25 protein-coding genes are annotated in these 26,475 nt (G+C 68.3%); 8 read left to right on the top strand and 17 right to left on the bottom strand.

Features of this window, described 5'->3' with window-relative positions; translation table 11 throughout:
* Positions 1–17: 17 nt before the first annotated feature.
* A complete protein-coding gene (locus AC07R7_RS15750) occupies positions 18–2,759 on the bottom strand; it encodes a TSCPD domain-containing protein (RefSeq protein ID WP_494635820.1) in 2,742 nt (913 codons plus the stop codon).
* Between the two features lie 278 nt (positions 2,760–3,037).
* Between AC07R7_RS15750 and AC07R7_RS15745 the strand changes: the two genes are divergently transcribed.
* Together AC07R7_RS15745 and AC07R7_RS15740 are read left to right on the top strand one after the other, a co-directional pair.
* Positions 3,038–3,433 carry an NADH:ubiquinone oxidoreductase subunit NDUFA12 gene (locus AC07R7_RS15745; protein ID WP_492838525.1) on the top strand — a complete coding sequence of 132 codons (396 nt, stop codon included), beginning with the start codon at positions 3,038–3,040 and terminating at the stop codon, positions 3,431–3,433.
* Between the two features lie 5 nt (positions 3,434–3,438).
* The gene (locus AC07R7_RS15740; RefSeq protein WP_492885091.1) at positions 3,439–4,116 is read left to right on the top strand and encodes a DUF2155 domain-containing protein; all 678 of its coding nucleotides are present in this window, start codon (positions 3,439–3,441) and stop codon (positions 4,114–4,116) included.
* Here the strand turns inward: AC07R7_RS15740 and aat are convergent.
* Genes aat through aroQ form a run of 4 tightly spaced genes read right to left on the bottom strand, consistent with a single transcriptional unit; the run spans position 4,053 to position 7,076 of the window.
* Complete coding sequence (aat, locus tag AC07R7_RS15735; RefSeq protein WP_492885092.1) at positions 4,053–4,706, bottom strand: leucyl/phenylalanyl-tRNA--protein transferase; 654 nt, start codon at positions 4,704–4,706, stop codon at positions 4,053–4,055. The genes AC07R7_RS15740 and aat overlap by 64 nt on opposite strands.
* A 13-nt stretch (positions 4,707–4,719) precedes the next feature.
* Positions 4,720–6,066: an acetyl-CoA carboxylase biotin carboxylase subunit gene (gene accC, locus AC07R7_RS15730; protein WP_494635819.1), complete on the bottom strand. Its 1,347-nt coding sequence runs from the start codon at positions 6,064–6,066 to the stop codon at positions 4,720–4,722.
* A 5-nt stretch (positions 6,067–6,071) separates the two neighbouring features.
* Positions 6,072–6,575 (bottom strand): acetyl-CoA carboxylase biotin carboxyl carrier protein, encoded by a 504-nt coding sequence (accB, locus tag AC07R7_RS15725; protein ID WP_492838521.1) that lies wholly within the window; start codon positions 6,573–6,575, stop codon positions 6,072–6,074.
* Positions 6,576–6,635: 60 nt separating this feature from the next.
* Entirely contained in the window at positions 6,636–7,076 is a 441-nt protein-coding gene (aroQ, locus tag AC07R7_RS15720; protein WP_492838519.1) for a type II 3-dehydroquinate dehydratase, read from the bottom strand.
* Between the two features lie 78 nt (positions 7,077–7,154).
* On the opposite strand from aroQ, the gene thiS reads away from it, so the two are divergent.
* The gene (thiS, locus tag AC07R7_RS15715) at positions 7,155–7,355 is read left to right on the top strand and encodes a sulfur carrier protein ThiS (protein WP_492885095.1); all 201 of its coding nucleotides are present in this window, start codon (positions 7,155–7,157) and stop codon (positions 7,353–7,355) included.
* A gap of 45 nt (positions 7,356–7,400) precedes the next feature.
* Entirely contained in the window at positions 7,401–8,213 is an 813-nt protein-coding gene (locus AC07R7_RS15710) for a thiazole synthase (protein WP_492885096.1), read from the top strand.
* Between the two features lie 110 nt (positions 8,214–8,323).
* Here AC07R7_RS15710 and AC07R7_RS15705 read toward each other — a convergent pair whose 3' ends face one another.
* From AC07R7_RS15705 to AC07R7_RS15685, 5 genes are all read right to left on the bottom strand, one after another.
* Complete coding sequence (locus AC07R7_RS15705) at positions 8,324–9,070, bottom strand: DsbA family protein (protein WP_494635818.1); 747 nt, start codon at positions 9,068–9,070, stop codon at positions 8,324–8,326.
* A 73-nt stretch (positions 9,071–9,143) separates the two neighbouring features.
* Complete coding sequence (locus AC07R7_RS15700; RefSeq protein ID WP_492838510.1) at positions 9,144–10,559, bottom strand: M48 family metalloprotease; 1,416 nt, start codon at positions 10,557–10,559, stop codon at positions 9,144–9,146.
* 142 nt (positions 10,560–10,701) lie between these two features.
* Positions 10,702–13,452 (bottom strand): Rne/Rng family ribonuclease, encoded by a 2,751-nt coding sequence (locus AC07R7_RS15695; protein ID WP_494635817.1) that lies wholly within the window; start codon positions 13,450–13,452, stop codon positions 10,702–10,704.
* Positions 13,376–13,594 carry a hypothetical protein gene (locus AC07R7_RS15690; RefSeq protein WP_099577706.1) on the bottom strand — a complete coding sequence of 73 codons (219 nt, stop codon included), beginning with the start codon at positions 13,592–13,594 and terminating at the stop codon, positions 13,376–13,378. Before AC07R7_RS15690 ends, AC07R7_RS15695 begins: the two co-directional genes overlap by 77 nt.
* Before the next feature lie 60 nt (positions 13,595–13,654).
* Positions 13,655–13,843, bottom strand: a complete 189-nt coding sequence (locus AC07R7_RS15685; protein WP_494635816.1) for a hypothetical protein — start codon at positions 13,841–13,843, stop codon at positions 13,655–13,657.
* A 187-nt stretch (positions 13,844–14,030) separates the two neighbouring features.
* Here AC07R7_RS15685 and AC07R7_RS15680 point away from each other — a divergent pair, with 187 nt between their 5' ends.
* The 3 genes from AC07R7_RS15680 to prfB all read left to right on the top strand — a co-directional run bounded on the left by AC07R7_RS15680 (position 14,031) and on the right by prfB (position 19,029).
* Positions 14,031–15,227, top strand: a complete 1,197-nt coding sequence (locus AC07R7_RS15680; RefSeq protein ID WP_494635815.1) for an N-acetylmuramoyl-L-alanine amidase family protein — start codon at positions 14,031–14,033, stop codon at positions 15,225–15,227.
* Positions 15,228–15,456: 229 nt separating this feature from the next.
* Positions 15,457–17,823 (top strand): penicillin-binding protein 1A, encoded by a 2,367-nt coding sequence (locus tag AC07R7_RS15675; protein WP_494635814.1) that lies wholly within the window; start codon positions 15,457–15,459, stop codon positions 17,821–17,823.
* A gap of 83 nt (positions 17,824–17,906) precedes the next feature.
* Positions 17,907–19,029 (top strand): peptide chain release factor 2 gene (gene prfB / locus AC07R7_RS15670; RefSeq protein ID WP_492885108.1). Its coding sequence is split into 2 segments (ribosomal slippage): positions 17,907–17,975 and positions 17,977–19,029, totalling 1,122 coding nucleotides; the frame shifts between segments, so codons are not numbered across the junction.
* A gap of 84 nt (positions 19,030–19,113) precedes the next feature.
* Here prfB and AC07R7_RS15665 read toward each other — a convergent pair.
* From AC07R7_RS15665 to AC07R7_RS15645, 5 genes are all read right to left on the bottom strand, one after another.
* Entirely contained in the window at positions 19,114–19,605 is a 492-nt protein-coding gene (locus AC07R7_RS15665; protein WP_492838505.1) for a bactofilin family protein, read from the bottom strand.
* Entirely contained in the window at positions 19,586–20,737 is a 1,152-nt protein-coding gene (locus AC07R7_RS15660; RefSeq protein WP_492838504.1) for a M23 family metallopeptidase, read from the bottom strand. The genes AC07R7_RS15665 and AC07R7_RS15660 overlap by 20 nt, the downstream gene beginning before the upstream one ends.
* Before the next feature lie 265 nt (positions 20,738–21,002).
* Positions 21,003–21,464 (bottom strand): peroxiredoxin, encoded by a 462-nt coding sequence (locus tag AC07R7_RS15655; protein WP_492838503.1) that lies wholly within the window; start codon positions 21,462–21,464, stop codon positions 21,003–21,005.
* Positions 21,465–21,539: 75 nt separating this feature from the next.
* Positions 21,540–22,865 carry a tyrosine--tRNA ligase gene (tyrS, locus tag AC07R7_RS15650; RefSeq protein ID WP_494635813.1) on the bottom strand — a complete coding sequence of 442 codons (1,326 nt, stop codon included), beginning with the start codon at positions 22,863–22,865 and terminating at the stop codon, positions 21,540–21,542.
* 94 nt (positions 22,866–22,959) lie between these two features.
* Positions 22,960–23,010: a hypothetical protein gene (locus tag AC07R7_RS15645; protein ID WP_024265744.1), complete on the bottom strand. Its 51-nt coding sequence runs from the start codon at positions 23,008–23,010 to the stop codon at positions 22,960–22,962.
* Positions 23,011–23,052: 42 nt separating this feature from the next.
* Between AC07R7_RS15645 and AC07R7_RS15640 the strand changes: the two genes are divergently transcribed.
* Positions 23,053–24,159: an anhydro-N-acetylmuramic acid kinase gene (locus tag AC07R7_RS15640; RefSeq protein ID WP_494635812.1), complete on the top strand. Its 1,107-nt coding sequence runs from the start codon at positions 23,053–23,055 to the stop codon at positions 24,157–24,159.
* A gap of 122 nt (positions 24,160–24,281) precedes the next feature.
* Here AC07R7_RS15640 and AC07R7_RS15635 read toward each other — a convergent pair whose 3' ends face one another.
* Together AC07R7_RS15635 and AC07R7_RS15630 are read right to left on the bottom strand one after the other, a co-directional pair.
* The gene (locus tag AC07R7_RS15635) at positions 24,282–25,577 is read right to left on the bottom strand and encodes an NAD(P)/FAD-dependent oxidoreductase (RefSeq protein WP_494635811.1); all 1,296 of its coding nucleotides are present in this window, start codon (positions 25,575–25,577) and stop codon (positions 24,282–24,284) included.
* Positions 25,578–25,714: 137 nt separating this feature from the next.
* A complete protein-coding gene (locus AC07R7_RS15630) occupies positions 25,715–26,365 on the bottom strand; it encodes an alpha/beta hydrolase (RefSeq protein ID WP_125158488.1) in 651 nt (216 codons plus the stop codon).
* Between the last annotated feature and the right edge of the window lie 110 nt (positions 26,366–26,475).

The raw sequence follows: 26,475 nt of genomic DNA, 5'->3' as shown, positions 1-26,475 counted from the left end.
ACGCCAGCCGAACGCGCTCAGGACGAGGCGACGGGCCCTGGGTGGTCAGATTGCGCTCCGCAGGTGTCGCAGACCGTCATGCCGCCGCGCCTGGTCAGCGAGAGGTCGCCACAGGCTGGGCACATCTCGCCCTCGGCGCCCGGACGATTCTGGCCCTCCAAGCGGCGGCGGCCGAACGAGGCGAAGACCAGGTTGTCATGCGCGGCGCCGCGCGAAAAACCCTTGGAAATGAACAGGCTGGCAGGCACTGGAGTGGGTTCGGCATCGTCGATATCGTCGCCCGGGCGGCCCTTGCCCGCGCCCAGGCCGTCGGCGTTGAACTCACCCGGATCGCCATTGGCCAGATCGTCGCGGCCGAGATACGAAACGCCCAGCTCGCGAAAGACATAGTCCAGGATCGAGGTCGCCGACTTTATCGAGTCGTTGCCGGTGACCGGGCCCGCCGGCTCGAACTTCGTGTAGACGAAGGCGTCGACGAACTCGTGCAGGGGCACGCCGTGTTGCAGGCCCAGCGACACGGCGATGGCGAAGTTGTTCATCAGGCTGCGGAACGCCGCGCCTTCCTTGTGCATGTCGATGAACAGCTCGCCCAGTTCGCCGTCCTCGTACTCGCCGGTATGCAGATAGACCTTGTGACCCCCGACGGCCGCCTTCTGGATGTAGCCCTTGCGGCGATCGGGCAGGCGGCGGCGCGAGCGGTCGCGCTCGACGATCTTCTCGACCACGCGTTCGGTGACCGTGGGTTCGCGGGCCATCTGGTCTCGAAGGGACGCCGCAGCGCGCGGCGCCTCGGCGGCGGGCTCGTCAGGCAGGTCCAGCTTGAAGTCGGCCGGCGCGGCGGCGCGTTGCAGGCGGAACGCCCGAATCCCCGAGCGAGCCGCGGCGGCCTGGGCGCGGACGGCGTCGGCGGGACGGCTGTCGAAGGCCACGGGGATCGCCACCGGCGTCGGCAGGCAGGCGAAGGCCTCGACGGCCGCCAGCATGGCGAGGCGATCAGCGAAGACCGGAGCCTCGACCGATTTGAAAGCCTCGCGCAGCTCCGGGTTCAGCGCTTCGCAGTCGCCCAAGGTGCCCGCGCCCAGGGCATGGCGCTCGGCGGCGGCGATCTCGGAGACCGAAAAGTCGGCGAAAGCCAGGGTGTCGAAGTCGCGGCGGGCCACGTCCTCGGCCGAGACCCCCAGCACGTCGCGCAGAAAGCCCGCGCCGATCACGGCCGGGGCGAAGGCGGCGCGCAGGCCGTGGTTCTCGCGCAGGGCGTGCTCGGCCTTCTCGATCTCGTGGGCGGTGAACCCGCGCGCCTGCAGCATGGCGTGGTCGATCGCCGGGCTCTCGGCCAGCGAGCCGTGGCCCAGGGCGTGACGGCGCGCGGCGTCCAGGTCGCCGCCTTCGCTCGACAGGGCCTCGAAGGCGGCGGCGCTGAAGGTCGGCAGCAGGAAGCCGTCGGCGGTCTGGGCGACCGAAACCGGCGACATGGCGCCCGCCGGGCCGACCGGCGCGCCGCCGAGGCGCAGGGTCGCTTCCGGATCTTCGAAAGGACCGACCAGGGCGGCCGAACGCAGGCCATGCTTGCGGGCCAGGGCATGGGCGGTCGCCAGGGCGGCGGCGGCCTCGGTGGCCAGGGCCGAGCGCAGGGCGGCGGCGCGGACCCGGCGCTCGGCCAGGGTCTTGAGCACGCTCTGCTTGTCCTGGGCGAAGGCGGTGTCCGGTCCCATCGCGGCGGCGGCCTCGGCGCTGGCCGACAGGGCCGCGCCGACGGCCAGCGCCCAGAGGGCGGCCGCGCCGTCACGGCCCTCGACGCCGGTCTGGGCCCAACCTTGGCTGAGCAGGCAGTCGCCGACGCCTGCCAGGCTCAGACGGGCGGGGCGCTCGCCGCGCTCCAGCTCCAGGGCCGTGCCCCACAGGTGGCAGACATAGGTGAATCGCTCGACGTCGAAGCCGTCGGCGTCGAGAAAGGCGCTGGCGTCGATGGCCGCGCCGACGCCCACGCCGCGCGCCAGGATCTCGGCGTCCGTTGGCGACAGGGCCAGGGTAAGGGCGTTCGTCTCCCAGCCGACCTGGGCGGCGAAGGCGGCGGCTTCATCGCCGGCCGCGACGCCCTGGCGCGAGGCCGAAGCGACCATGGCCGGCTCGCGCTCGACCGACAGCTCGGGCAGCGCCGCGCGCGGCGCATCGGCCGTGGCGATGGCGTCGAGAAGGGTGCGGTCGTCGGCGCCCAGTTCGCGGGCCTTGCGGGCGGCGCGGGCCAGGGCCGGGTTCTTGCGGACGTCGGCGCAGGCGCGCGGGTCGCCCGAGCAGCGGCGAACAGCGTCGGCCACCTGGGCCAGGGCGGCGTCCAGCCGCGCGGCGGCCCGGGCGGCGAGGGCGCGGCCGCGGCGGCGACCCAGGCTGTCCTTGACGATGGTCTGGAACTCGAACTCGGCGATCTCCGGCAGCAGGTCCAGGCCCGCCTGGCCGCCGGCCGGGGTGGCGATCCCCGACAGCATGGTGGCCAGCAGGGCGTCGCGGAAGGCGCTGGCGTCGGCCTTGTCGCCGAACAGGCCCTGGGCCAGGCCCGCCTGGGCCACGCGCTCGGCGTAGCGGGCTGGACCGCCGCCCAGCGCGGCCTTGGGTTCGATCTCGCCGGCCCAGTCCAGCCAGGCCTCGACGCGGGCGTCGCTCCAGGCGGTCGGGGCCGAGACGACCACGATGCTGTCGCTGCGTTCGAGGTCGCGCCACTCCATGACGGGAGCAACTCCGGCGGCTTTGGCGGGCGTGCGCATGGGCGAGTTCCGGGTTCGTCTGGCGATCGCGATATCTTGTCAAATCCTTAACGCGTGATTCCGCGCCGGCGGGACGCGCGTAAGGTCGCACCCCAAGCTAGAACCTCGATCGCCGAGCCTCAATAGATGTTGCGGGTGTGAGGGCTCTAATCCACAAGATGTTGAAGTCTTCTCCCGTGGAGCGACGCTGGACGCTGAGGCCGCGAAACCCTATAGTCCGGCCGCTTCGCCGTGCGTGTCGCGGCCTGCAAAGCCTTATAAATTCGGGTGCGAACGTAGTGCTGAAAGCGATCTTCACGTGGTGGAACGGCGCGACCATTGGTCAGCGCTTCCACATCGGCCGCCGCGGCGTGTTCGTGGGCAAGGACGACTACGGCAACCGCTACTTCGAAGCCCGCGACAACAGCGACAGCTATGACGCCCGCAAGCGCCGCTGGGTGATCTACAGTGGCTATGCCGAAGCCTCCAAGGTCCCGCCGGACTGGAGCGGCTGGCTGCACTACACGTTCGACGAGGTCCCGACCCAGACGCCGCTGAACCGTCGTGACTGGGAGAAGGATCACATCCCGAACCTGACCGGCACCGTGCACGCCTGGCGTCCGAAGGGCTCGCTGGCCCGTGGCGGCGAACGCGCGGCGGCCACCAGCGACTACGAAGCCTGGAAGCCGGAATAGTCTCGATGGCCCGCCGGGCGTCCCTGGTCGCCAAAGTCACGGCCCTTGGCGTGGTCCTGTCGGGTCTGACCGTAACGGGCGCCGCCATGGCGCGGCAGAACGGCGCCCCGCAGGCCCAGACCCCTCCGGCGGCCGTTCAGGCCCCCGCGGCGCCGACGCCGCGTCCCGTGACTCCCGCGCCGACTCCGGGCGAATTGCGGCCGGCCCAGCCGACCACGGTCTCGCCCGCGATCGCCAATCCCAATCCGCCGGCCTCTCCGCCGCCCGCCGCCGCGACGGCGCCCAAGCCGGCCGCGACGACCCCGGCCAAGCCGCCCGAGCCGGCCAAGCGCCAGCGCTACACGATCGCCATCCTGCAGGCTCTGGACAAGGTCACCACAGAGACCATGCGGTTCGAGGTCCCGGTCGGCCAGCCGATCCGCTACAAGACCCTGGTCTTCACCGTCCGCGCCTGCGAAACGGCGGCGGCCGACGAGGTCGCGCCGGAGACAGCCGCCTATCTCGTGGTCGACACCCAGCCCAAGGCCCAGGCCGGCCGCGCCGCACCGCCCGGACGCCAGGTCTACAAGGGTTGGATGTACGCCAGCTCGCCGGGCCTGAACCCGCTGCAGCACCCGGTCTATGACGCCTGGCTGATCGCCTGCAAGCAGGCCGCCCCGGTCGCGCCGCCCGCCAAGCCGTAGAAGTCTCCCTGGACCGTCAGGGCCTTGGCCAGTCGTCGGCGATAGTCCGCGCGGCTGATCTCGATCGTCCCGAACTGCGTCAGGTGCTCGGTCAGGAACTGGGTGTCCAATAGCTGGTAGCCGCCGGCCAGTAACCGCGCCACCAGGTGGACCAGCGCCACCTTGCTGGCGTCGCGCGCGGTCGAGAACATGCTCTCGCCGAAGAACGCCCCGCCCAGCGACACGCCGTAGAGGCCGCCAACCAACTCATCGCCCAGCCAGGTCTCGACGCTGTGAGCCAGGCCGCGCGCGTAGAGCTGGCCATAGAGGCGTTGGATGGGGTGGTTGATCCAGGTCTCGACCCGGCCAGGCCTGGAGGCCGCGCAAGCCTCGATGACCGCGTCGAAGGCGGTGTCGATACGAACCTCGTAGGGCCCGTTGCGGACGGTGCGCGCCAGGCGCTTGGGGATGTGAAAGCCCCCGAGCGGCAGGACGCCCCGCCGCTCGGGATCGATCAAGAAGACGCTTTCGTCCTCGCGGGCGTCCGCCATGGGGAAGACGCCGCGCGCGTAGCAGGCGATCAGATCGTCGACCGTGAAGGCGTCGTCCATCGCCGGCTCCAGATCAGCTCTCTTGAGCTTTGATCCAGCGCTCCAGCCAGTGGATGTCGTAGTCGCCGGCCAGGATGTCGGGCTGCACCAGGAGGTCCTGGAACAGCGGGATCGTGGTCTCGATGCCGCCTACGACCATCTCACCCAGGCAACGCTTCAGGCGGGCGATGCACTCGGCGCGGTCGCGGCCATGCACGATCAGCTTGCCGATCAAGCTGTCGTAGTAGGGCGGGATCGCATAGCCGGTGTAGATCGCCGAATCCAGGCGAACACCCAGGCCGCCGGGGGCGTGGAAGTCGGTGATCGTACCAGGCGAGGGCGTGAAGGTTCGCGCGTTCTCGGCGTTGATCCGGCACTCGATGGCGTGGCCCTCGAAGACGACGTCTTCCTGGGTGAACGACAGCGGCAGGCCGGCGGCGATGCGGATCTGTTCCCGCACCAGGTCGATGCCGGTGATGGCTTCGGTGACCGGGTGCTCGACCTGCAGGCGGGTGTTCATCTCGATGAAGAAGAACTCGTCGTTTTCCCACAGGAACTCGATGGTCCCGACGCCCAGGTAGCCGATGGCCTTGACGGCGTCGACGACGACCTTGCCGATCTTGGCGCGACCTTCGGCCGACAGGGCCGGCGAGGGCGCTTCTTCCAGGACTTTCTGGTGGCGGCGCTGCAGCGAGCAGTCGCGTTCGCCCAGGTGGACCACGTTGCCGTGGCTGTCGGCGATGATCTGCAGTTCGATGTGGCGCGGCTTCTGGAGATAGCGCTCCATATAGACCGTGTCGTCGCCGAACGCGGCGCGAGCCTCCGCGCGAGCCGTCGAGACGGCTTCGGCGAGATCCTCACGCGTATGGGCGACCTTCATCCCCCGCCCGCCGCCGCCGGCGGCGGCCTTGATCAGCACCGGGAAGCCGATCTTCTCGGCGGCCTCGAAGGCCTCTTCCTCGGTCGAGACGCCGCCGTCCGAGCCGGGGACGACCGGGATGCCGGCGTCCTTCACGGCCTGCTTGGCGGTGATCTTGTCGCCCATCATCCGGATGTGCTCGGGCTTCGGACCGATAAAGGTGAAGCCGTGCGCGTTGACGATCTCGGCGAAGCGGGCGTTCTCCGACAGGAAGCCGTAGCCCGGGTGGATGCCCTGGGCGCCGGTGATCTCGGCCGCCGCGATGATCGACGGGATGTTCAGGTAGCTCTTGGCGGCCGGGGCGGGGCCGATGCAGACGCTTTCGTCCGCCAGGCGCACCCACATGGAATTGCGGTCCGCTTCGGAGTGAACCGCCACGGTGGCGATGCCCATTTCCTTGCAGGCGCGGTGAACCCGGAGCGCGATCTCGCCCCGGTTCGCGATGAGAATCTTGTCGAACATGAGCGTTACTCGATGACGACGAGAGGCTCGCCGAACTCGACGGGCTGGGCGTCGGCGACCAGGATCTCGACGACCTTGCCGGCCTTCGGGGCCGCGATCGGGTTCATGGTCTTCATGGCTTCGACGATCAGCAGGGTCTGACCGGCCGAGACGGTGTCGCCCACCTTGATGAAGGCGTCGGCGCCCGGCTGAGGCGAGAGATAGGCGGTGCCGACCATCGGCGACTTCACGGCGTCGCCACGGGCGGCGGCCGGAGCGGCTTCAGCGGCGGGCGCGGGCGCGGCGGCCGGGGCGGCGACCGGAGCCGGGGCATAGGCCGGCGCGGCGGCCTGGACGTAGTTGACCGGAGCCGCGGTCAGTTCGCGCGCCACGCGGATCTTCAGGCCGGCGTGCTCGACTTCGATCTCGGACAGGCCCGTGTCCTTCAGGATGTCCGCCAGCTTGCGGACCAGACGGGCGTCGATCGCGGGAGCTTCGACCGGATCGGCGGGGGCCTTGGGGTTCGACATGGAAGCTTACCTTGTTCTCTTGAGCGCCTCGGCGGCGGAAAACGCCGGGCGTTATCGTTGTTAAGCGCGGATCAGGCCGAAGGCGGCCTCGATCGCCAGTTCATAACTCGCCGCGCCGAAGCCCGAGACGATCCCGGTGGCGGCCAGCGAAACGAAGGTGTGGCGGCGGAATTCCTCCCTCGCCGCCGGGTTGGACAGGTGGCACTCGATCACCGGGATGCTCAAGGTCTTGAGCGCATCCAGAAGCGCGATCGAGGTGTGGCCGTAGCCGGCCGGATTGATGATCAGCGCCGAGGCCGACTCACGCGCCTCCTGCACCCAGTCGATCAGCACCCCCTCATGATTGGACTGGCGGAAGACCACCGAAACGCCACGCGAAGCCGCCCGCGCCTCACAGCGCGTACGGACATCCTCGAGGGTGTCCTTGCCGTAAATCTCGGGCTCCCGGGTCCCCAACAGGTTGAGGTTGGGCCCGCTCAGCACGTGGATCGGTTTTACCATGCGGCTCCGCCGTCGATTCCGAGGGTCTTGTATAGCCGGTTCCGCCGGGTCACAAGCACGGCTCGCTTCGGAGGTGAGATGAGGCTTTTACTGAACGGGGAAGAGCGGGACGTGGCCGACGTCGTCACGATCGCCGATCTGGTAGGCGCCCTGGGCCTGGACGCCCGCAAGGTGGCGGTCGAGCGCAACCTCGAGATCGCGCCGCGCTCGACCTACGCCGACACGGAATTGGCGGATGGCGACCGCATCGAGATCGTGACGTTTATCGGCGGCGGTTGATCCTCCGCATTTGAAACGCCGGCTTCCCGGGCGTAAACCACCCCCATGAACGCGCACGTTTCCCCCGACTCCGTCACGTCTCCGGACGCCGATGAAACCTGGACCGTCGCCGGTCGCACCTTCCGTTCGCGCCTGATCGTCGGCACGGGCAAGTACAAGGACTATGCGACCAACGCCGCCGCCGCCCGCGCGGCCGGGGCCGAGATCGTCACCGTGGCCGTGCGCCGCGTGAACCTGACCGACCCGACCCAGCCGCTGCTGGTCGACTACGTCAAGCCCAGCGAATTCACCTATCTGCCCAACACGGCCGGCTGCTTCACCGGCGAGGACGCCGTGCGCACCCTGCGCCTGGCCCGCGAGGCCGGCGGCTGGGACCTGGTCAAGCTGGAGGTCCTCAGCGACCCCAAGACCCTGTTCCCGGACATGGAAGAGACCCTGCGCTCGCTGAAGCTGCTGGTCGCCGAGGGTTTCCAGGTGATGGTCTATTGCTCGGACGATCCGGTCTATGCCCGCAAGCTGGAAGAGGCCGGCGCGGTGGCGATCATGCCGCTGGGCGCGCCGATCGGCTCGGGTCTGGGCATCCAGAATCGCGTCAACCTGCGGATCATCGTCGAGAACGCCAAGGTCCCGGTGCTGGTCGACGCCGGCGTCGGCACGGCCTCGGACGCGGCGATCGGCATGGAGCTGGGCTGCGACGCCATCCTGATGAACACCGCCATCGCCGAGGCCAAGGATCCGATCCGCATGGCCAGAGCCATGAAGCACGCGGTCATCGCCGGGCGGGAGGCGTATCTGGCCGGGCGGATGCAGAAGCGCCTGTACGCCGATCCGAGCTCGCCGCTGGGCGGGCTGATCTGACCTCGGACGCTGAAAACCTCGCCCTTCGACAAGCTCAGGGTGAGGTTTTCAAATGATACGCGGGTGAAGTCGCCCTCATCCTGAGCTTGTCGAAGGACGAGGGCGGCTCCTCAACCCGCCTTCGCCTTGGCCGCGCGCGTCTGGTCGATCGCCAGCTTCAGCGCGTTGATGTCCGCGCCCGGAACCAGGGTGTCGCCGACGATGAAGGCTGGGGTGCCCGACAGTTGCAGGGTCTTGGCCAGGGTGTCGGTGTCGGCCAGGTGCTGGGTGACGGCCTCGCTCTCGCCGGCGGCCTTGGCCCTGGTCATGTCGATGCCCAGGCCGGCCGCGATCCGCAGGGCGGCGGCTGCATCCAGGGCGTTCTCGGCCATCAGCGCCTTGTAGAGCTCCAGGCTCTTGCCCTGGTCCTTGGCGCCCAGCGCCAGGCGGGCGGCGGCCTCGCTATCGTGGCCGAAGATCACGAAGTCCTTCAGCACCAGGCGGACATCCGGGTTCTTCTGGACGAGGTCGACGATCTCGGGCGCGGCGTGGCGGCAATAGCCGCAGCGATAGTCGAAGAACTCGGTGACGGTGATCGAGCCGTTCGGATTGATCACGATGTCGCGCGGGTCGCGCTCGATGGCCTGTCGGTATTGGCCGATGGCCTTCTGGGCCGAGGCGGCCTGCTGCGAGGCCTGCTTTTCCTGCAGCTTCTGGCTGGCCTCCATCAGCACCTCGGGGTGCTCCAGCAGATAGGCGCGGACCTTTTCTCCGAAGGCCTTGCTAGGCTTGGGCGCGGGGCGTTCGCAGCCGGCGAGGGCCAAGCCGGCGATGGCTAGCGGAACAGCGAGGGGCGCGGCGCGACGGAGCAGGGTCATGAAGATCTCGAACGTGGAAGAGTGAGGCGGCTAGCGCGCTTTAGCTTTAGATGGAATCTAAACGGGACGGGCTCTAGTGGCTAAGGTTGGATTGCGCCGCGCCGTCCTTGGCCAGATCCTTCAGGTCCTGGTTGGAGGGGCGCGAGGCCAGGACGATGTCGGTGGCGCGGCGCCAGTCGGGGGTGTTCTTGGTCAGCAGCTCTCGGGCGCGCATGGCGAAGACGCGGGCCTCGCGCACGGCGCCGAGCGAGTAGTACTGCTCGGCCGTGGCCAGACGCGCCTCGCCGTCCTTCTTCTGGGTGTCGTAGGCCTGGGCCAGCAGGCGCCAGGTCACCGAATTGTCCGGATCGTTCAGCAGGCTGCGCTTGAGCTCCTGGACGCCTTCCTCGACCTTCTTCGGATCGTTGAGATTGATCAGGGTCTGGCCGAGATTGACGCGCAGCAGGGCCGCGTCGGGCTTCAGCTGCACTGACTTGCGCTGCGGCTCCTCGGCCTGAGCCACGCGGTTGAATTCGAACAGGATCTGGCCCTTCAGCTCCCACAGGTAGGGATTGTCGGGATGGTCGGCGATCAACGGCTCCAGCAGCTGAAGGGCCCGGTCGGGCTCCTTCATCTGGTAGTAGGCGATCGCGCGCGCGTAGCGGGCCGGAAAGCCGGTGTCGGTTTCCTTGTATTTCATCAAGGCGACCTGCGGGTTCAGGAACCCTTCCAGCTTGGCCTTCATGATCTCGTGCTGGGCCAGGTCCTCGGGCGTGTCGACGGCGCTGTAGTGCGGCTGGCGTTCGACGCGGCTGCGCAGCACCTCGATCCGTTCGGACGACAGGGGGTGGCTGCGGAAATATTCGTAGCGGCGGGCCTGATCGAAGACTTCCTGATAGCGGAAGTTGTCGAAGAACTCGACGAGGCCGCGCCCTGACTGGCCGGTGGCCTCCAGGAAGCCGGCGCCGGCCTGGTCGGCGCGCGATTCCTGCTCGCGACTGTAGCCTAGCGCGCCCAGCGCCCCGGCGTATTGGGCGTTGCCCAGCAGGACGGCGGCGCCGTCGGCGGACCCGGCCAGAGCCGCCAGGACGCCCAGGCCCATGGTCAGGATCATCGGCTTGAGGCCCGCGCGCGTCATCTCGCCGGACCGGATCGGGTGCCCGCCGGCCAGGTGTCCGGTTTCGTGGGCGATGACGCCGCGTAGCTGGTTGGGGTTCTCGGTCTGCAGGATCAGGCCGGTATTGAGGCCCATCTGCAGGCCCTGGGTGGCGAAGGCGTTCAGCGACTTGTCGCCGACGATCAGGATGCGAACGGTCCTCGGATCCAGGCCCGCCGCCGCATAGATCGGGTCGGCGTCGTGGTGCAGGATTTCCTCGATCTCGGTGTCCCGGATCAGGGAAGGGCCGTCATCCTGGGCCAGAGCGATCTGGGGAATACTGGACGCGAGCACGGCCAACGCGGACAAAGCCACGCCGAGTCGCTTCCCAGCTTGCCCGCTACGCGAGGTCATTGAGTGATCTCCAGATCGCGCCCCCGCGAACCCCGACCAGTCTAACTTGGAAGCTGGAGGCGAGGGAACAAGGGTCTCGCTTCCGCCTCAAGACGATTTCGGCCCGCGCATCCAGCGATGCGCGGGCCGTCATCAGGTCAGCCTACCGGCGCCACCAGCCCTTGCGGGGCTTTTCGGGCGGGGTGGTGATCTCGTTCGGATCCGGCTCGGCCGGAGCGGCCGGGACCGCTTCGACAACAGGTTCCGGCGGCGCTTCCACAACCGGCGCGGGCGCGGCCTCGACGACCGGTTCCGGAGCGGGCTCCGAGGTCGGTTCTGGCGCAACCACGGCGGCGCTCTCGGTCACGGCTTCGGCGACAGCTTCGACAGCCGCCTCGGGGGCGGCGTCCTCGGCGACGGCCTTCTTGCCGCGCGAGCGGACACGCTTGGGCTTCTTCGGCGCTTCCTCGGCCTCGGGCAGTTCGACCCAGACGTCGGCGGGCGGACCCGAGATCACCGGCGGCGTCAGGACCGGCGTTTCGTAGGGCTCCACCGGTTCAGCGGGGCTGATCGCGTCGACGACGGCGGTCGCTTCGGCCGAAGTCTCGACCACGGGAGCGTCGTCGCGGTTGCGGCGACCACGGTCACGGCCACGACGGCCGCGTTCGCGGGCCGGACGTTCCTCGCGCTCGACGCGTTCCGGACGCTCCGCGGTCTCTTCACGCTCGACGCGGGCTTCCGGCGCCGGACGGCGCGGTTCGCTATTGCCGCCGACCAGGGCGGCGGGGTCGTGCCAGGTGAAGACGTTCTCGCCGAACGGGACGCGCGGACGGATCCAGACGAAGGCGTCGGTCGGACGATCGCCGTCCTCGCGACCGCCACGACGGCCGCCACGGCGACCGCGGCGGCGACGGCGACGGGCGCCGTCATCATCATCGCCGAATTCGGCGCGGTCGTCGGCGTCGCCTTCGAGCTCGTCTTCGTCGCCTTCGACTTCGGCTTCGGCCGGAGCCTCGCCTTCGGTCTCGCGTTCGTCACGACGACCCCGGCCACGGCCGCGATCGCGACGGCCCCGACGGCCCTTGCGGTCGCCGCGATCGTCGTCGCGGGCCTGCTTGCGGGCCGAGGCCTCGTCGTCGTCGGTGTCCTCGCGCTCAAGACTCTCTTCGTCCTCGTCGTCGAGGATCTCTTCGTCGTCTTCCTCGTCCTCGAAGGCCGACGGATCGAAATCGTCGTCTTCCTCGACATACGGAGCCGGGGCGACGGCGATGCGCTCACCCAGCTCGGTGCGCTCGATCTCCTGGTCGCCGGCGTGCAGGCTGTCGTCGACCACGACGGTCACGTGCAGGCCGTGCGTCTGCTGCAGGCGCTGCAGGTAGTCGCGCTTTTCGTTGAGGATGTAGAGGCCGACCGAGCGGGCGACCTTCAGGATCACCGCGCCGGAGCCCTTGAGGGCCTCGGCCTCGACCGCGCGCAGGGCGGCCAGGGCGCTGGACTCGACCGAGCGGACGCGGCCGGTGCCTTCGCAGTGTTCGCAGACGTGGGTCGTGCCTTCGAGGACGCCGGTGCGGCGACGCTGGCGGCTGATCTCCATCAGGCCGAAGCCCGAGATCTTGCCCATCTGGATGCGGGCGCGGTCGTCCTTGAGCGCGTCCTTGAGGACCTTCTCGACCGCGCGGTTGTTCTTGCCTTCATCCATGTCGATGAAGTCGATGACGATCAGGCCGGCCAGGTCGCGCAGACGCAGCTGGCGAGCGGCTTCCTCGGCCGCTTCCATATTCGTCTTGAGGGCCGTGGCCTCGATGTTGCGCTCGCGCGTGGCCTTGCCCGAGTTGACGTCGATGGCGACCAGCGCCTCGGTCTGGTTGATCACCAGATAACCGCCGGAACGCAGCGGCACGACCGGCGAATAGATCTGGGCCAGATGGTCCTCGATCTTGTGCTTGACGAACAGCGGGGTCGGGTCGCGGTAGTTGAAGACCTTCTTGGACTGGCTCGGCATCAGCATGCGCATGAAGTCGCGCGCTTCCTTGTAGCCGGCGTCGCCCTCGACCCAGATCCCCTCGAGGTCCTTGTCGTACATGTCGCGGATGGCGCGCTTGACGAGGTCTTCTTCCTCGTAGATCAGCGCCGGGGCGACCGAGTGCAGCGTGTTGTCGCGGATGTTTTCCCACAGACGCAGCAGATATTCGTAGTCGCGCTTGACCTCGGCCTTGGTGCGCTTGGCGCCGGCCGTGCGGACGATCAGGCCCATGCCCTGCGGCACGTCCAGGCTGTTGACCACGCTCTTCAGGCGACGGCGGTCGGACACCGCGGTGATCTTGCGGCTGATGCCGCCGCCTCGGGCGGTGTTGGGCATCAGGACGCCGTAGCGGCCGGCCAGCGACAGATAGGTGGTCAGGGCCGCGCCCTTGTTGCCACGCTCTTCCTTGACGACCTGGACCAGCATGATCTGCCGGCGGCGGATCACCTCCTGGATCTTGTACTTGCGCATCAGCCGGCGTTTGCGGCGGGCCAGCTCTTCTTCGACGTCATCATCGTCGTCGTCGACCGCGTGGCCGCCGTTGACGTCGTCCTCGTCGTCGCCGCCCGAGGCGCGACGCGAGACCGGGGTGTCGTCATCGTCGTCACCCGAATCGTCGCGCATCAGCGCTTCACGGTCGGCGACCGGAATCTGGTAATAGTCCGGGTGGATTTCGTTGAACGCCAGGAACCCGTGGCGGTTACCGCCGTACTCGATGAACGCAGCCTGGAGGCTGGGTTCAACGCGGGTCACCTTGGCGAGGTAGATATTTCCGCGAAGCTGTTTGCGGGTCTGGCTTTCGAAATCGAACTCTTCAACCCGGGTTCCGTCCACGACGACCACACGCGTCTCTTCGGCGTGTGCTGCGTCGATCAGCATCTTCTTCGACATTAAGGAAGTCTCCACGGCGCGCGGCGGGCGCGAGGCCCGGTCGCCGTTCTGAATGAAGGGCGCGCGCGTCGCCGACCGTCGCACCGTCAGCGCGGTTGCGAAGGGTCGGGTGCCAAAGGCGGTCGGGTGCGGCGCAGCCCATTGGGGGTTTCGTTTTTCCCTACCGCGCATGAAGCGCGGACTGGATGGTTTGCCTGTCGCGTCACGAGTGGCGCGAGGAGGTGGTGTTGTCGCGCCGGATGGCGCGGATCGGATGGCGCGTCGTCGCCAGAAGGGCGTTTGAGCCCGACGCGAGCCCTAGATCCGGCGTCTCGGTCGGCGTCTTGCCCGCCAGATCGGCCGTCTCTCGAACACTATCTAGTCTGCCGCCTTCGCGCCGGAAGAGGTTCAAGACCACTTTCGGGGCTCGGACGGCCCGCACGGAGTCGTGACGATCACGACATTCGCGCACGGCGGGACTGTAGCCACATCGACGCACAAAAGAAAAGCTTTCGACGGATGATCTGGACTTAACCCTTTGGCTACCGCCCGGGAGATATTGACATTCAGTTCACCAGTTTCGGATTACGCGGGCGGGAATGCGTAAGCTTCTTATCAGTTTGGCCCGCATGGGCTGGGTCCGGGCGGCCCTGATTGTCGGGGGCCTCACGGTCGCCGGCGTCGCCGTGGCCACCGCCCAGGGACCGGCCGCGCCGGCCGGCGTGCAGAAGGTCCGCTTCGGCGGCGACCGCAACGAAACCCGCGTCGTCATCGACCTGGATCGCGCCGCGGTCGGCAAGCTGATCTCCGACGGCATGAGCGACCAGCGCCTGGTCATGGCCCTGCCGAACGTGCTGGTGTCCGGCGATCTGCAAGGTTCCGGCCAGGGCCTGGTCAAGCGCTGGGTGATCGACGAGGCCGCGGGCGGCGCCCGTCTGCGCCTGGACCTGACGGGCAAGGCCGAGGTCCGCCGCCGATTCCTGCTGCCGCCAGGCGACGGCGCGACCGCCTATCGCTACGTGATCGACCTGAAGGCCGTCGAGGCCGCGCCGCAGGTCGCCGCCCCGCAGGCTCCACGCCTGACCTTCGCCAGCGGACCGGTCAAGGCCGCGCCGCTGCGCCTGAAGAAGGTCATCGTCATCGACGCCGGCCACGGCGGCAAGGATCCCGGCTCGCTGGGCGCCACTGTCTTCGAGAAGGACGTCACCCTGGCCGCGGCCAAGGCGCTGAAGGCGCGCCTGGAGCGCACCGGCCGCTTCCAGGTCGTGCTGACTCGCGAGACCGACACCTTCATCCCGCTGGAAGGCCGCGTGCAGATCGCCCGTCGCGCCGACGCTGATCTCTTTATTTCCCTGCATGCCGACTCGGGGCCCGACGTCAGCACGCGCGGCGCTTCGGTCTACACCGTGTCTGACAAGGGCTCCGAGCGCGTTGGCCTCGTCCTCGACAAGGACGACTGGCTGATGAAGACCAATCTGCCGGGCCGCGATCGCGCCGTCAGCCAGATCCTGCTGGACCTGTCGCAGCGCGCCACCAAGAACCGTTCGGCCGCCTTCGCCCAGCTGCTGCTGGCCAGCGTCGGCGAGGAAACCACGCTGCTGCGCCGCAGCCACCGCGACGCCGGCTTCATAGTCTTGCTGGCGCCGGACGTGCCCGCCGTGCTGCTGGAGATGGGCTTCATCACCAATCCGGAAGACGAAGCCTTCCTGACCACCAAGGCCAGCCGCAATCGCCTGGTCGACGCGGTCGGCGACTCGATCGAGGCCTATTTCTCGGCGGGTCTGCGCAAGTCCTGACGGGATCGCGATCGCCGAAACTGAAAGCTAATTTCGGCGGCCATCGCGCGACCGACAAGGAACGGGGAGGGCAGCCGCTTCCCCTTTTGCCTGTCGCCCTCTAATCACAGGGACGATCGTTCGTGCTTCGCCCCGCGAGGTGCGACCGCAAAACCGCTTACGGTTCGGCGCCAAGCGATCTAGTGAAGTGTGTGCGGCAGGCGAGGGGGCCTGCCTCGACGGAGGTCGCGTGGATCTGAAACCCACCGAACGATGGATGGCCATCGCGGGCGTGGCGGTGCTTTCGGCCATCGCGGTCGCGGGTTTCGCGATCGCGATCTACGCCGCCTGGCTGTTCCATGACATGCCCGACGCCGGTGAACTGCAGGACTATCGTCCGCCGACGGCGACGCGCGTCTACGCCTGGGACGGCACCCTGATCGGCGAATACAGCAAAGAGCGCCGGATCTTCATCCCCTACGACCAGATCCCGCCGCAGCTGGCCCAGGCCTTCCTGGCGGCCGAGGATCGCAACTTCTTCCAGCACGGCGGCGTCGACGTCTCGGGCCTGTCGCGGGCCATGCTCAAGAACGTCGGCAATGTCGTTCGCGGCAAACGCCTCGAGGGCGGCTCGACCATCACCCAGCAGGTCGCCAAGAACGTCCTGCTGACCAGCGACGCCACGGTCGGGCGCAAGTTCAAGGAAGCGATCCTGGCCCATCGCCTCGAGCAGTCGCTGACCAAGCAGCAGATTCTCGAGCTGTACCTCAACGAAATCTGGCTGGGCTATCGCTCGTTCGGCGTCGGCGCGGCTGCCTACAACTATTTCGGCAAGTCGCTGCCGGATCTCACCCTGGCCGAATGCGCCTTCCTGGCCTCGCTGCCGAAGGGACCGGACAACTACCATCCGATCCGCAACAAGGCCAAAGCCATGACCCGGCGCAACTGGGTGCTGGGCCAGATGGCCGATCAGGGTTGGGTGTCGAAGGCCGAGGCCCAGAAGGCCATGGCCGAGGATCTGGTGGTCCAGGCCGCGCCCAAGCGGGCCGCCTATCGCGACGCCGACTATTTCGTCGAGGAAGTGCGCCAGCGCGGTATGGCCACGCTGGGGCCACGCCTCAGCGAGGGCGGTTACTACATGCGCACCACGCTGGATCCGCGGCTGCAGACGGCCGCGCGCTCGGCGCTGATGGACGGCCTGGAGAAGTACGACCGCCGCCACGGCTGGCGCGGAGCCTGGGGCCATGTCGAATCGACGGATCTGGCCTGGGAAAAGACCGCCCTGGCCAAGGCCCCGCCAGCCGAGCGCGGCAAGTGGCGTCAGGCCCTGGTCGTCTCCAACGACGGCCGAGTCCGCCTGGTCAAGGACGAGGGCGAGGGCCAGATCGTCGGCGAGGACCTCACCTGGGCCAAGAACGGCAAGGGCCTGAAGGCCGGTGACCTGGTGTTCGTCGAGAAGACCGACGCCGGCTATCGCCTGCGCCAGGTTCCGGCGGTCAATGGCGCCCTGGTGGCCATGGAGCCCTATACCGGCCGGATCGTCGCCCTGGTCGGCGGCTACAGCTACTCACTGTCGAACTTCAACCGCGCCACCCAGGCGATGCGCCAGCCCGGCTCGTCGTTCAAGCCGTTCGTCTACGCCACCGCGCTGGAGAACGGCTACACGCCGGCCAGTGTCGTCGTCGACAGCGCCATCACCTTCAAGGGCGCGAACGGCCAGGACTGGAGCCCGGAGAACTACCACAAGGAGTTCTACGGCGCTCAGCCGCTGCGCAAGGGCCTGGAGCAGTCGATCAACGCCATGACCGTGCGCCTGGCCCAGGGCGTCGGCATGAAGAAGGTCGTCGACTTCGCCCAGCGCGCCGGCGTGACCAAGACCATGGACCCCGTCCTGGCCATGGCCCTGGGCGCGGGCGAAACGACGCCGTTCAAGCTGACGGCCGCCTACGCCGCGTTCGTCAACGGCGGCCGCCGCGTCGACCCGCACCTGATCGAACTGGTGCAGGACCGCGAGGGCAAGGTCATCTTCCGGGCCGACAAGCGTGATTGCGAGCGCTGCGACGCGGGCTTCAACGGCGATGAAAGCCCCAGGTTCGCCGCGCCAGGCGAGCAGATCATGGATCCGGTCACCGCCTACCAGATCACCTCCATGCTGCAGGGCGTGGTCCAGCGCGGTACCGCCGCCGCGGTCAGCTCCCTCGGTCGCCCGCTGGCCGGCAAGACCGGCACGACCAACGAGTACCGCAGCGCCTGGTTCGTCGGCTATTCGCCCAATCTCGTGGTCGGCGTCTTCGTCGGTTTTGACGACAACCGCTCGCTGGGGGAGGGCGAGACGGGCGCGACCGACGCCGTGCCGGTGTTCATGGACTTCATGAAGGTGGCGCTGGACGGCCAGCCGGCCGTCGACTTCAAGCCGCCGAAGAACGCCAAGTTCGCCATGGTGCGCGGCGTCCGCGAGGCCTTCCGCCCAGGCACCGAGCCCAAGGTGGAGGTCGCGCCGACCGGACCGATCCCGTACGAGCAGATCTCGCCGGGCCTGCCGCAACCGGTCCAGCCGGCGCCTCAGCCGGGCAAGCCGCCGCCGCAGAAGGTCGATCCCCTCAGTGGGCTCTATTAGGGCGGGCTCTACGAACTCTCATTGCGCGGGAGAGCGACGCGCGTTATTTCCCGCGCCCTTCAACACTGTCACGGAGTAACGTGATGCGACCGGATGTCGAGGCCGCCGCGGCTGACATCGAGCAGTCCATTGGACTGCTCAGGAGGCGTCTTTGACTGGGATGTCGCCCTCCGAAAGCTCGATGAGCTGAACGCCCGGGTCGAAGACCCGACCCTGTGGGATCGTCCGACCGAGGCCCAGGCCGTCTCGCGCGAGCGCGCCGCCCTGGCCGCCAAGGTCGAGGCCGTGCAAGGCATCGAGCGCGACGTCAAGGACGCGCTGGAATATGCCGAGCTGGCCGACATGGAGTCCGACGAGGATTCCCTGAACGACGCCCGCGCCCAGCTGAAGGCCATCAAGGAACGCGCCGGCCGCGCCGAACTCGAGGCTCTGCTCTCGGGCGAGGCTGACGGCAACGACGCCTATATCGAGATCAACTCCGGGGCCGGCGGCACTGAGTCGTGCGACTGGGCAGGCATCCTGCTGCGCATGTACACGCGCTGGGCCAACGCCCACGGCATGACGACCGAGCTGATCGAAGAGACCGACGGCGACCAGGCCGGCATCAAGTCCGCGACCCTGCTGGTCAAGGGCCCGAACGCCTATGGCTGGCTGAAGACCGAGGCCGGGGTGCACCGCCTGGTGCGCATCAGCCCCTACGACAGCAGCGCCCGCCGCCATACCTCGTTCGCCTCGGCCTGGGTCTATCCCGTGGTCGACGACACGATCGAGATCGAGATCAACCCGGCCGACGTGCGCACCGACACCTACCGCGCCTCCGGGGCCGGCGGTCAGCACATCAACAAGACCGACTCGGCCGTGCGTCTGACGCACATCCCGACCGGCATCGCCGTGGCCTGCCAGGCCGGGCGCTCGCAGCACCAGAACCGTGAAGAAGCGTGGAAGATGCTGCGCGCCCGTCTCTACGAGGCCGAGCTGCAACGGCGTGAAGCCGCCCAGCAGGCGCTGGAGGACCAGAAGACCGACATCGGCTGGGGTCACCAGATCCGCAGCTACGTCCTGCAGCCCTACCAGATGGTCAAGGACCTGCGGACCAACGTCGAGACTTCCGATACCCAAGGCGTTCTGGACGGCGACCTCGACGCCTTCATGGGCGCCTCGCTGGCCCAGCGCGTCGGCGCCACGCGCGACGCGACGGAAGGCTAAGGTTCACGCCCTGGAATACGAAAACGCCCCGGGTGATCCGGGGCGTTCTTGTATCTGAAGCCTGCGTTCGGAAAGTCCGAAGCTTCAGCCCGCGACGGGCTTGGCCTGGGCGATCGCCAGTTGCTCCGGGGGCGGCGCCGGCTGGGCGACCGGCGCGGGGCGCTGGAACTTCAGGCTGCGCCCCTGGAAGAAGGCCCCGGTTTCCATGGCCAGCTGCTCGTGGGTGATATCGCCATCGACATATGAGGTGCCATAGAGGCGGACCTGCTTGGAGGTGATCGCGCCGACCACGCGGCCGCGCACTTCCACCGCCTCGGCATAGACGCCGCCCTCGACGTGGCCGGTTTCGCCGACGGTCAGGCGGCCGACGCGGACATCGCCCTTGACCACGCCGTCGATCTGCAGCTCGCCCTCGCCGGTGACGCTGCCCTCGATGGTCAGGTCGGCCGACAGCAGGGACGCCACTTTCGGCGGCGCGCGGCGGGCCTGGTCGGCGGGGGCCGCCGTCATCGGGGTCGGCAGGGGCTCGATGCGAGCCGGGTTTTTCGAGCCCGACTTAGCTTGTTTGCTGAACATACTCACCAGCCTTCAAGTAGCGATTGGGATTCTGAGCCTTACCGTTGACCCAGACTTCGTAGTGGAGGTGCGGCCCGGTCGAACGGCCGGTCGAGCCCATGGCGCCGACGCGGCTGCCGATGGTCACGCGCTCGCCGACGCGGACACTGATGGAGGCCAGGTGGGCGTAGCGGGTCTTGAAGCCGCCGCCGTGGTCGATTTCGACCGTGTTGCCGTAGCCGGAGCGGACGCCTGTGAATGAGATGACGCCGGGGGCCGTGGCCATGATCGGGGTGCGCATGGCGCCGGGGAAGTCCAGGCCAGAATGGAAGGCCGGCCGGTGCGTGAACGGGTCGAAGCGGACGCCGTAGCTGGACGACAGGGCCGGATTGCTGGTCGGACGGTAGAAGGGCAGCTTCTTGGCCGCCGCGCCCAGGCTGCGCATGTCCGACATGTCGTTGGCCGCGTGCTGGATACGGCTGGCGAAATCCTCGTCGACGTCGAGGACCGCGGCCAGGGCGCGCGGATCCTTGGCCTCGATCAGCGGGCCGCCCAGCGACACGCCGCGACCGGTGAAGTTGCCGGCGTCCAGGCCCGCCATCCGCATGGCCAGGCGCAGGCGCTCGGCGCGGCTCTTGGCGAAGCTTTCGGCGGCGTCGATCAGGCGCTCCTGATCCATCCGGGTGGCCTGGATGCGCTGCACCGGGCTGGCGGCCAGCAGGCGCGGCTTGGCGACGGTCAGGGCTTGGGCGGCGCCGGGCACGCCCTTGAAGTCGGAAACCAGCAGGGCGAGGGCGGCGTGACGCTTCTCGACCGAAGCGGCCAGGTCTTCCAGCGAGCCATTGGTGGCCGACAGCTGGGCCACGGCGCTGTTCAGGCGAGCCTGGCGGTCGGCGTTCAGGCGTTCGTAATAGGCCTTCTGGCGGATGACCTGCTGGTCGGTAGAGCTGACCGCCAGGGCGTTGACCGCCATCGACGCGGTGCAGACGCCCATCCACAGCGCGGTGACGGCGACGACGGACGCGCCCAGCAGCTGCTTGTTGGTGGAAAAGACGTAGCCGCGCATCTCGCCGCCGGAGCGGATATAGATGTGCCGTTCGGGAAACAGGGCTTCGAGAGAGTGCCGCAGTCGCTTAAAGCGCTTGATCGCCATCGCCCAAGAAACCCCCCGTTTCAGGTCTGGGCGATATGCTACGAGAAAGCGGAAACGCGCAAGACTCTTCGCGCCCTAAGTGAGCGCGACTCGCGAAAAGTCACATTGCGCCTCGATCCTTAACGTTTCCTCACCGTCAGGACCAAACGTTAAGGCTGTATTCAAACGCAAAAGCCACAGGGGGATGCGCCGATACAACACCTCGGCGACCAACGGGTTCCCCCGCGAGACGAAAGCGGCGAGGCGAACAGAGCGAGACGAAAATCTACTTGATGGCCTTGGCGGCGGTCATCACGGCCTTGATGTGGCCGGGCACCTTCACCTTGCGCCAGACTTCGCGGACGACGCCTTCGCGGTCGATCAGGAAGGTCGAGCGGTCGATGCCCATGTACTTGCGGCCATACATGCTCTTTTCGACCCAGGCGCCATAGGCCTCGACAACGTCGCCCAGCGGGTCGGCGGCCAGGTCGATGGTCAGGTCGTGCTTGGCGCGGAACTTGGCGTGCGAGGCGACGCTGTCCTTGGACACGCCGACGATCACCGCGCCCAGCTTCTGGAACTCCTCGACTTCCGACGAGAACTGCAGGGCTTCCGACGTGCAGCCGGCGGTGTCGTCCTTCGGATAGAAGTAGAGGACGACGTTCTTGCCCTTCAGGCTGGCCAGGCTGACGCGGCCGGTGTCGGTCGGCAGGTCGAAATCAGGGGCCTTGTCGCCGGGCTGCAGCATCGAACGCGTCTCCTGGGGGAAAGGGTCACCCCGGCCCTTGGCTACGCCAGGGCCGGGAGCACAATCAACCGATAACTAAACGGGCTTCACCAACACGATCTTCTTCTTGCCGGCGGCCAGCTTGACGACGCCTTCGACGAGGTCGGCCGAGGTAATCATCCGGTCCGCGCTGGCCTCGGCCTTGTCGTTGACCTTCAGGCCGCCGCCCTGGGCCAGACGACGGGCCTCGCCGCGTGAACCGGCCAGGCCCGCGTCGGCGAACAGGGCCGCCAGCACGATACCGGCTTCCAGTTCGGCCGCCGGGACCTCGAAGGTCGGCAGGTCGGCCGACAGCGCGCCCTGCTCGAAGGCCTTCTCGGCGGCGTCGCGGGCCTTGCGGGCCTCCTCTTCGCCGTGGGCCATGCGGGTGGCCTCGTCGGCCAGCACCTTCTTGGCGTCGTTGATCTGGACGCCTTCGAGGGCTTCCAACTCGGCGATCTTCTCCAGCGGCAGGTCGGTGAACAGCTTCAGGAAGCGGCCGACGTCGGCGTCCTCCGTATTACGCCAGAACTGCCAGTAGTCGTAGGGGCTCAGTTGCTCGGCGTTCAGCCACACCGCGCCGGCCATGGTCTTGCCCATCTTGGCGCCCGAGGCGGTGGCCAGCAGCGGCGTCGTCAGGCCGAAGGCGGCCTTGTGGTCGACGCGGCGGGTCAGCTCGACGCCGTTGAGGATGTTGCCCCACTGGTCCGAGCCGCCCATCTGCAGCACGCAGCCGTGGGCGCGGTTCAGCTCCAGGAAGTCCACCGCCTGCATCAGCATGTAGTTGAATTCGAGGAAGGTCATCGGCTGCTCGCGCTCGAGCCGCAGCTTGACCGAGTCGAAGGCCAGCATCCGGTTGACCGTGAAGTGCACGCCGTAGTCGCGCAGGAACTGCACGTAGCCGAACTTGCTGAGCCAGGCGTCGTTGTCGACCATGATGGCGTCGGTCGGGCCGTCGCCGAAGGTCAGGAACTTGGCGAAGACCTGCTTGATGCCGGCGATGTTGGCGGCGATGTCGGCGTCCGACAGCAGCTTGCGGCTCTCGTCCTTGCCGGTCGGGTCGCCGACCTTGGTCGTGCCGCCGCCCATCAGGACGATCGGCTTGTGGCCGGCCTGCTGCAGGCGGCGCAGCATCATGATCTGGATCAGGCTGCCGACGTGCAGGCTGGGGGCCGTGGCGTCGAAGCCGATGTAAGCGGTGATGATCCCGCCTGCGGCCGCGGCGTCCAGCTCGTCCGGATGGGTGATCTGATGGATGTAGCCGCGCGCCTCCAGGGTTCGCAGGAACTCCGACTTGAAGGACGGCGCGGCGGACATGGTTCGACTCTCTGAAATGGATGGCGGGCCGTCTAGCACGGCGAGGCCTGAATGTGAGGGTTTCATTTCAAACTCCGGGCAGGGGAGCCGGAGCGCATGATCGACTGGATGAGAGCGACCCCGGCGAGGCGGGGCGGCGACATGTCTGGTCGGCCTCCCGCTATGGCAGCGGGCGGTAATAGGGGCGGGCCAGGACGAAAGCGTCGATCATGGGTCTAGCTACCGTTAGCCGCCCGTGGCAGTCAACGTCTCCATGAAGATCCTGGGATTTATGACCGGCACCTCGCTCGACGCGGTCGACATGGCGGTGCTGGAAACCGACGGCGAAGACATCCAGGGCTTCGGCCCGGCGGGCGAGCGCAAGCTGCGCGAGGCGACCCGCGATCTGCTGCTGAAGACCACCGACATCGCCCGCGCCTGGCCGCGCGGCGAACCCGAGCCGGCGATCTTCGAGGAGGCCCGCAAGGCCGTCGCCGACGAGCATTTCCACGCCGCCGAGAGCTTCCTGGAAGAGCACGGCCTGTCATGGAGCGCGTTCGACCTGCTGGGCGTCCACGGCCAGACGGTGCTGCACGAACGGCCGACCGCGGAGCGGAGCGGGCGCACGGTCCAGTTGCTGGACGCCGAGCGCCTGGCCAAGGCCACGGGCCGTCCGGTGGCCTTCGACTTCCGCACCGCCGACGTGGCGGCTGGCGGGGAGGGCGCGCCCCTGGCGCCGATCTACCATGCCGCCCGCGCCCGGGCCTCGGGGCTGGCCGCGCCGGTGGCGGCGCTGAACGTCGGCGGGGTGGCCAACATCACCCTGATCGGCCCGGACGGAGCCCTGCTGGCCTTCGACACTGGTCCGGGCAACGGCATGATCGACCTGATGCTGCAGGCGCGCGGCATCGCCCGCTTCGACGAGGACGGCAGGCTGGCCTCGGTCGGGCGCGTCGACGAACGAGCGCTGAACGCCCTGCTGTCGAGCCCGTATTTCGACGCGCCGGTCCCGAAGTCGCTGGACCGCTACGATTTCTCACTGGAGCCCGTGGCGCACCTGTCGCCCGAAGACGCCGCCGCGACCCTGGTGGCCTTCACCGCCGAGGGGGTGTTCCGCGCCTTCAGCCAAGGCGGCGAGACGCCCAGCGCCCTGATCGTCTGCGGCGGCGGCCGGCACAATCCGGCGATCATGAGGACCTTGGCCGAGCGCGCGCCCGTGCCGGTCGAGGCCGCCGAAGCCCACGGCTGGCGCGGCGACAGCATCGAGGCCGAGGCGTTCGCCTACCTGGCGGCGCGAACGGCCAAGGGGCTGCCGATCAGCTTCCCGGGAACGACCGGCGTGAAGGCGGCGATGCCGGGCGGAAGAATAGTTACGCCCTAGATCCTCCCCCGCGTCGCGGGGGAGGTGGCCCAGAGGGCCGGAGGGGGCGAGTGCCGCCGACCTCCAGCTAGCCCCCTCAGTCGCTCCGCGACAGCTCCCCCGCAACGCGGGGGAGCAGCCCTTCAGTGCAATTTGAGTCTTCCCGACACCCGCTGCTGCAGCAGTCGCGCCAGCGCCAGGGTCGCCGTGCGGCCCACGCCCAGGATCGCCCGATGGTGGTCCAGGTGCAGCGACATGTAGGCCCACTTGGCGATCAGGCCCTCGACGAAGAAGTTCGGCCCGCCTAGGCCGCCCATCAGCGCGCCGACGCCCTTGTCGTTGCCTAGAGACACCAGCGAGCCGAAGTCGCGATAAACAAAGGGCGCGTTGATCCGGCCCTGGTGCAGTCGCGCGATCAGGGCCCGCTCCAGATAGCTGGCCTGCTGGTGCGCGGCCTGGGCGCGGGCGGGGATGGTCTTGCCATCCTTCCACGGCGCGGCGGCGCAGTCGCCCAGAGCCCAGACGTCGGGGGCCGAGGTCTCCAGATGGTCGTTGACCACGAACTGGTTGCCGCGATTGGTCTCCAGCCCGAAGCCGGTATTGGCCTCGGCCGCCTTGACGCCGGCGGCCCAGACGATCAGGTCGGCCGGGATGTCGCCCTGGCTGGTCTCCAGCCGGTCGGCGTGGACGGCCAGCACCTTGGCGCCCGTTCTCACCGCCACGCCCTTGCGCTCGAGGGCCAAGGTCGCCTTGTCGGCGATCTTCGGCGGCAGGCCATTGAGGATCCTCGGCGCGGCCTCGACCACCGTGATGTCCAGGCGGAAACGCTGTTCGTCGCCGACGCTGTCCAGCAGTTCGCGATGCGCCTCGATCAGCTCGGCCGACAGCTCCACGCCGGTGGCGCCGCCGCCGACGATGGCCACGCGCATGATCTTGTCGGGCGAGAACGAGGCCTTGGTGAAGGCCGCCAGCAGCCGGGCGTGGAAGGCCTCCGCGTCCTCGGTGCGCTCCAGCAGGTGCGCCCGTTCGGCGCCGGGCGTGCCGAAGAGGTTCGAGCCCGAGCCGATCGCCAGCACGCCGAAGGTGAAGGTGATCGTCCGCTCCGGGGCCAGCAACTGGCCGTCCGCGTCGGTGATGGGTTTCAGGGTCAGGCGCTTGGCGGCCGGGTCGAAGGCGGCCAACTCGCCGAGCAGGAAGTTGAAGCCGTTCGAGCGGCCCAGGATCGAATAGGAAATCCCTTCCTGGTGGACGTCCAGCGTGCCGGCCGCCACCTCGTGCAGGGTCGGCTTCCAGATGTGGAAGCTGGAGCGGTCGATCAGCAGCACCCGGCGCTTGCCCCGATGGGGTGTATTGTGCCGGCCGCCCAGCCTGCGGCCCAGCCGCGAGGCCAGTTCCAGTCCGCCGGCGCCGCCGCCGACAATGACGATGTCATAGTGCATCACCGCGTCCCTGATATTCATCAATCAGTGAAAACATAGGATCGTGACCGATGTTACGCCATCGCCGCCCCGCCACGCCGCATAAACGAAAAAGGCCTCCCTGGAGGGAGGCCTGGAATTCGAACCGGTAGGCTCGTCTAGATCGGGTTTTCGGCCAGACGCTTGTCGAGATACTCGCTGACGCTCTTCTCGACGCTGGGCAGGTGCTCGGTCCAGAAGTGGCTGGCCTTGTCGATGACCTCGTAGTCGATCGTGATGCCCTTCTGGGTCCGCAGCTTGGTGACCACGCGCTCCACCTCGACCGGCGGGGTGATGGTGTCGGCCGAGCCCGTCAGGAACAGGCCGGACGCCGGGCAGGGGGCCAGGAAGCTGAAGTCGTACATGTTGGTCGGCGGCGACACCGAGATGAAGCCGTCCGTCTCGGGACGGCGCATCAGGAGCTGCATGCCGATATAGGCGCCGAAGTCGAAGCCGGCGACCCAGGTCTGGCTGGCGGCCGGGTTGCTGGTCTGCAGCCAGTCGAGCGCGGTGGCCGCGTCGGCCAGCTCGCCGATGCCGGCGTCGAACTCGCCCTGGCTGCGGCCGACGCCGCGGAAATTGAAGCGCAAGGTCGCGAAACCGCGCTTCATGAACAGGTGGTACAGCTGGACCGACACCGGGTGGTTCATGTGACCGCCGGCCTTCGGGTGGGGGTGCAGGATCAGCGCGATCGGCGCCGTCTCGGTCTTGCCCGGAGAATAGCGACCTTCGATCCGCCCGGACGCGCCGGTCAAAATCACATCAGGCATGTCGTTCCCTTGAGCTCGCGAGCGGCCTGTCATCCGACGATTGGATCGCCAGAATACTTGACTACTGCGCTTGGTCTTCCTAGATCGCAACCAGTCGCGGGCTTATAGGG

Source organism: Caulobacter sp. GW821-FHT05F04 (assembly GCF_059419665.1).
Note: the sequence above shows the minus strand (reverse complement) of the source record. Positions and strands in the feature narration are given on the sequence as shown.

Bases quoted from the DNA above. Each gene is read 5' to 3' on its own strand.
- AC07R7_RS15695 (WP_494635817.1), bottom strand. From the start codon at position 13,452: ATGTCGAAGAAGATGCTGATCGACGCAGCACACGCCGAAGAGACGCGT.
- thiS (WP_492885095.1), top strand. From the start codon at position 7,155: ATGAGGCTTTTACTGAACGGGGAAGAGCGGGACGTGGCCGACGTCGTC.
- AC07R7_RS15630 (WP_125158488.1), bottom strand. From the start codon at position 26,365: ATGCCTGATGTGATTTTGACCGGCGCGTCCGGGCGGATCGAAGGTCGC.
- accB (WP_492838521.1), bottom strand. From the start codon at position 6,575: ATGTCGAACCCCAAGGCCCCCGCCGATCCGGTCGAAGCTCCCGCGATC.
- AC07R7_RS15690 (WP_099577706.1), bottom strand. From the start codon at position 13,594: ATGGGCTGCGCCGCACCCGACCGCCTTTGGCACCCGACCCTTCGCAAC.
- AC07R7_RS15660 (WP_492838504.1), bottom strand. From the start codon at position 20,737: ATGGCGATCAAGCGCTTTAAGCGACTGCGGCACTCTCTCGAAGCCCTG.
- AC07R7_RS15700 (WP_492838510.1), bottom strand. From the start codon at position 10,559: ATGACCTCGCGTAGCGGGCAAGCTGGGAAGCGACTCGGCGTGGCTTTG.
- AC07R7_RS15655 (WP_492838503.1), bottom strand. From the start codon at position 21,464: ATGCTGCAGCCCGGCGACAAGGCCCCTGATTTCGACCTGCCGACCGAC.
- AC07R7_RS15680 (WP_494635815.1), top strand. From the start codon at position 14,031: ATGCGTAAGCTTCTTATCAGTTTGGCCCGCATGGGCTGGGTCCGGGCG.
- AC07R7_RS15710 (WP_492885096.1), top strand. From the start codon at position 7,401: ATGAACGCGCACGTTTCCCCCGACTCCGTCACGTCTCCGGACGCCGAT.
- aat (WP_492885092.1), bottom strand. From the start codon at position 4,706: ATGGACGACGCCTTCACGGTCGACGATCTGATCGCCTGCTACGCGCGC.
- AC07R7_RS15665 (WP_492838505.1), bottom strand. From the start codon at position 19,605: ATGTTCAGCAAACAAGCTAAGTCGGGCTCGAAAAACCCGGCTCGCATC.
- AC07R7_RS15635 (WP_494635811.1), bottom strand. From the start codon at position 25,577: ATGCACTATGACATCGTCATTGTCGGCGGCGGCGCCGGCGGACTGGAA.
- AC07R7_RS15705 (WP_494635818.1), bottom strand. From the start codon at position 9,070: ATGACCCTGCTCCGTCGCGCCGCGCCCCTCGCTGTTCCGCTAGCCATC.
- tyrS (WP_494635813.1), bottom strand. From the start codon at position 22,865: ATGAAACCCTCACATTCAGGCCTCGCCGTGCTAGACGGCCCGCCATCC.
- accC (WP_494635819.1), bottom strand. From the start codon at position 6,066: ATGTTCGACAAGATTCTCATCGCGAACCGGGGCGAGATCGCGCTCCGG.
- AC07R7_RS15740 (WP_492885091.1), top strand. From the start codon at position 3,439: ATGGCCCGCCGGGCGTCCCTGGTCGCCAAAGTCACGGCCCTTGGCGTG.
- AC07R7_RS15640 (WP_494635812.1), top strand. From the start codon at position 23,053: ATGAAGATCCTGGGATTTATGACCGGCACCTCGCTCGACGCGGTCGAC.
- aroQ (WP_492838519.1), bottom strand. From the start codon at position 7,076: ATGGTAAAACCGATCCACGTGCTGAGCGGGCCCAACCTCAACCTGTTG.
- AC07R7_RS15750 (WP_494635820.1), bottom strand. From the start codon at position 2,759: ATGCGCACGCCCGCCAAAGCCGCCGGAGTTGCTCCCGTCATGGAGTGG.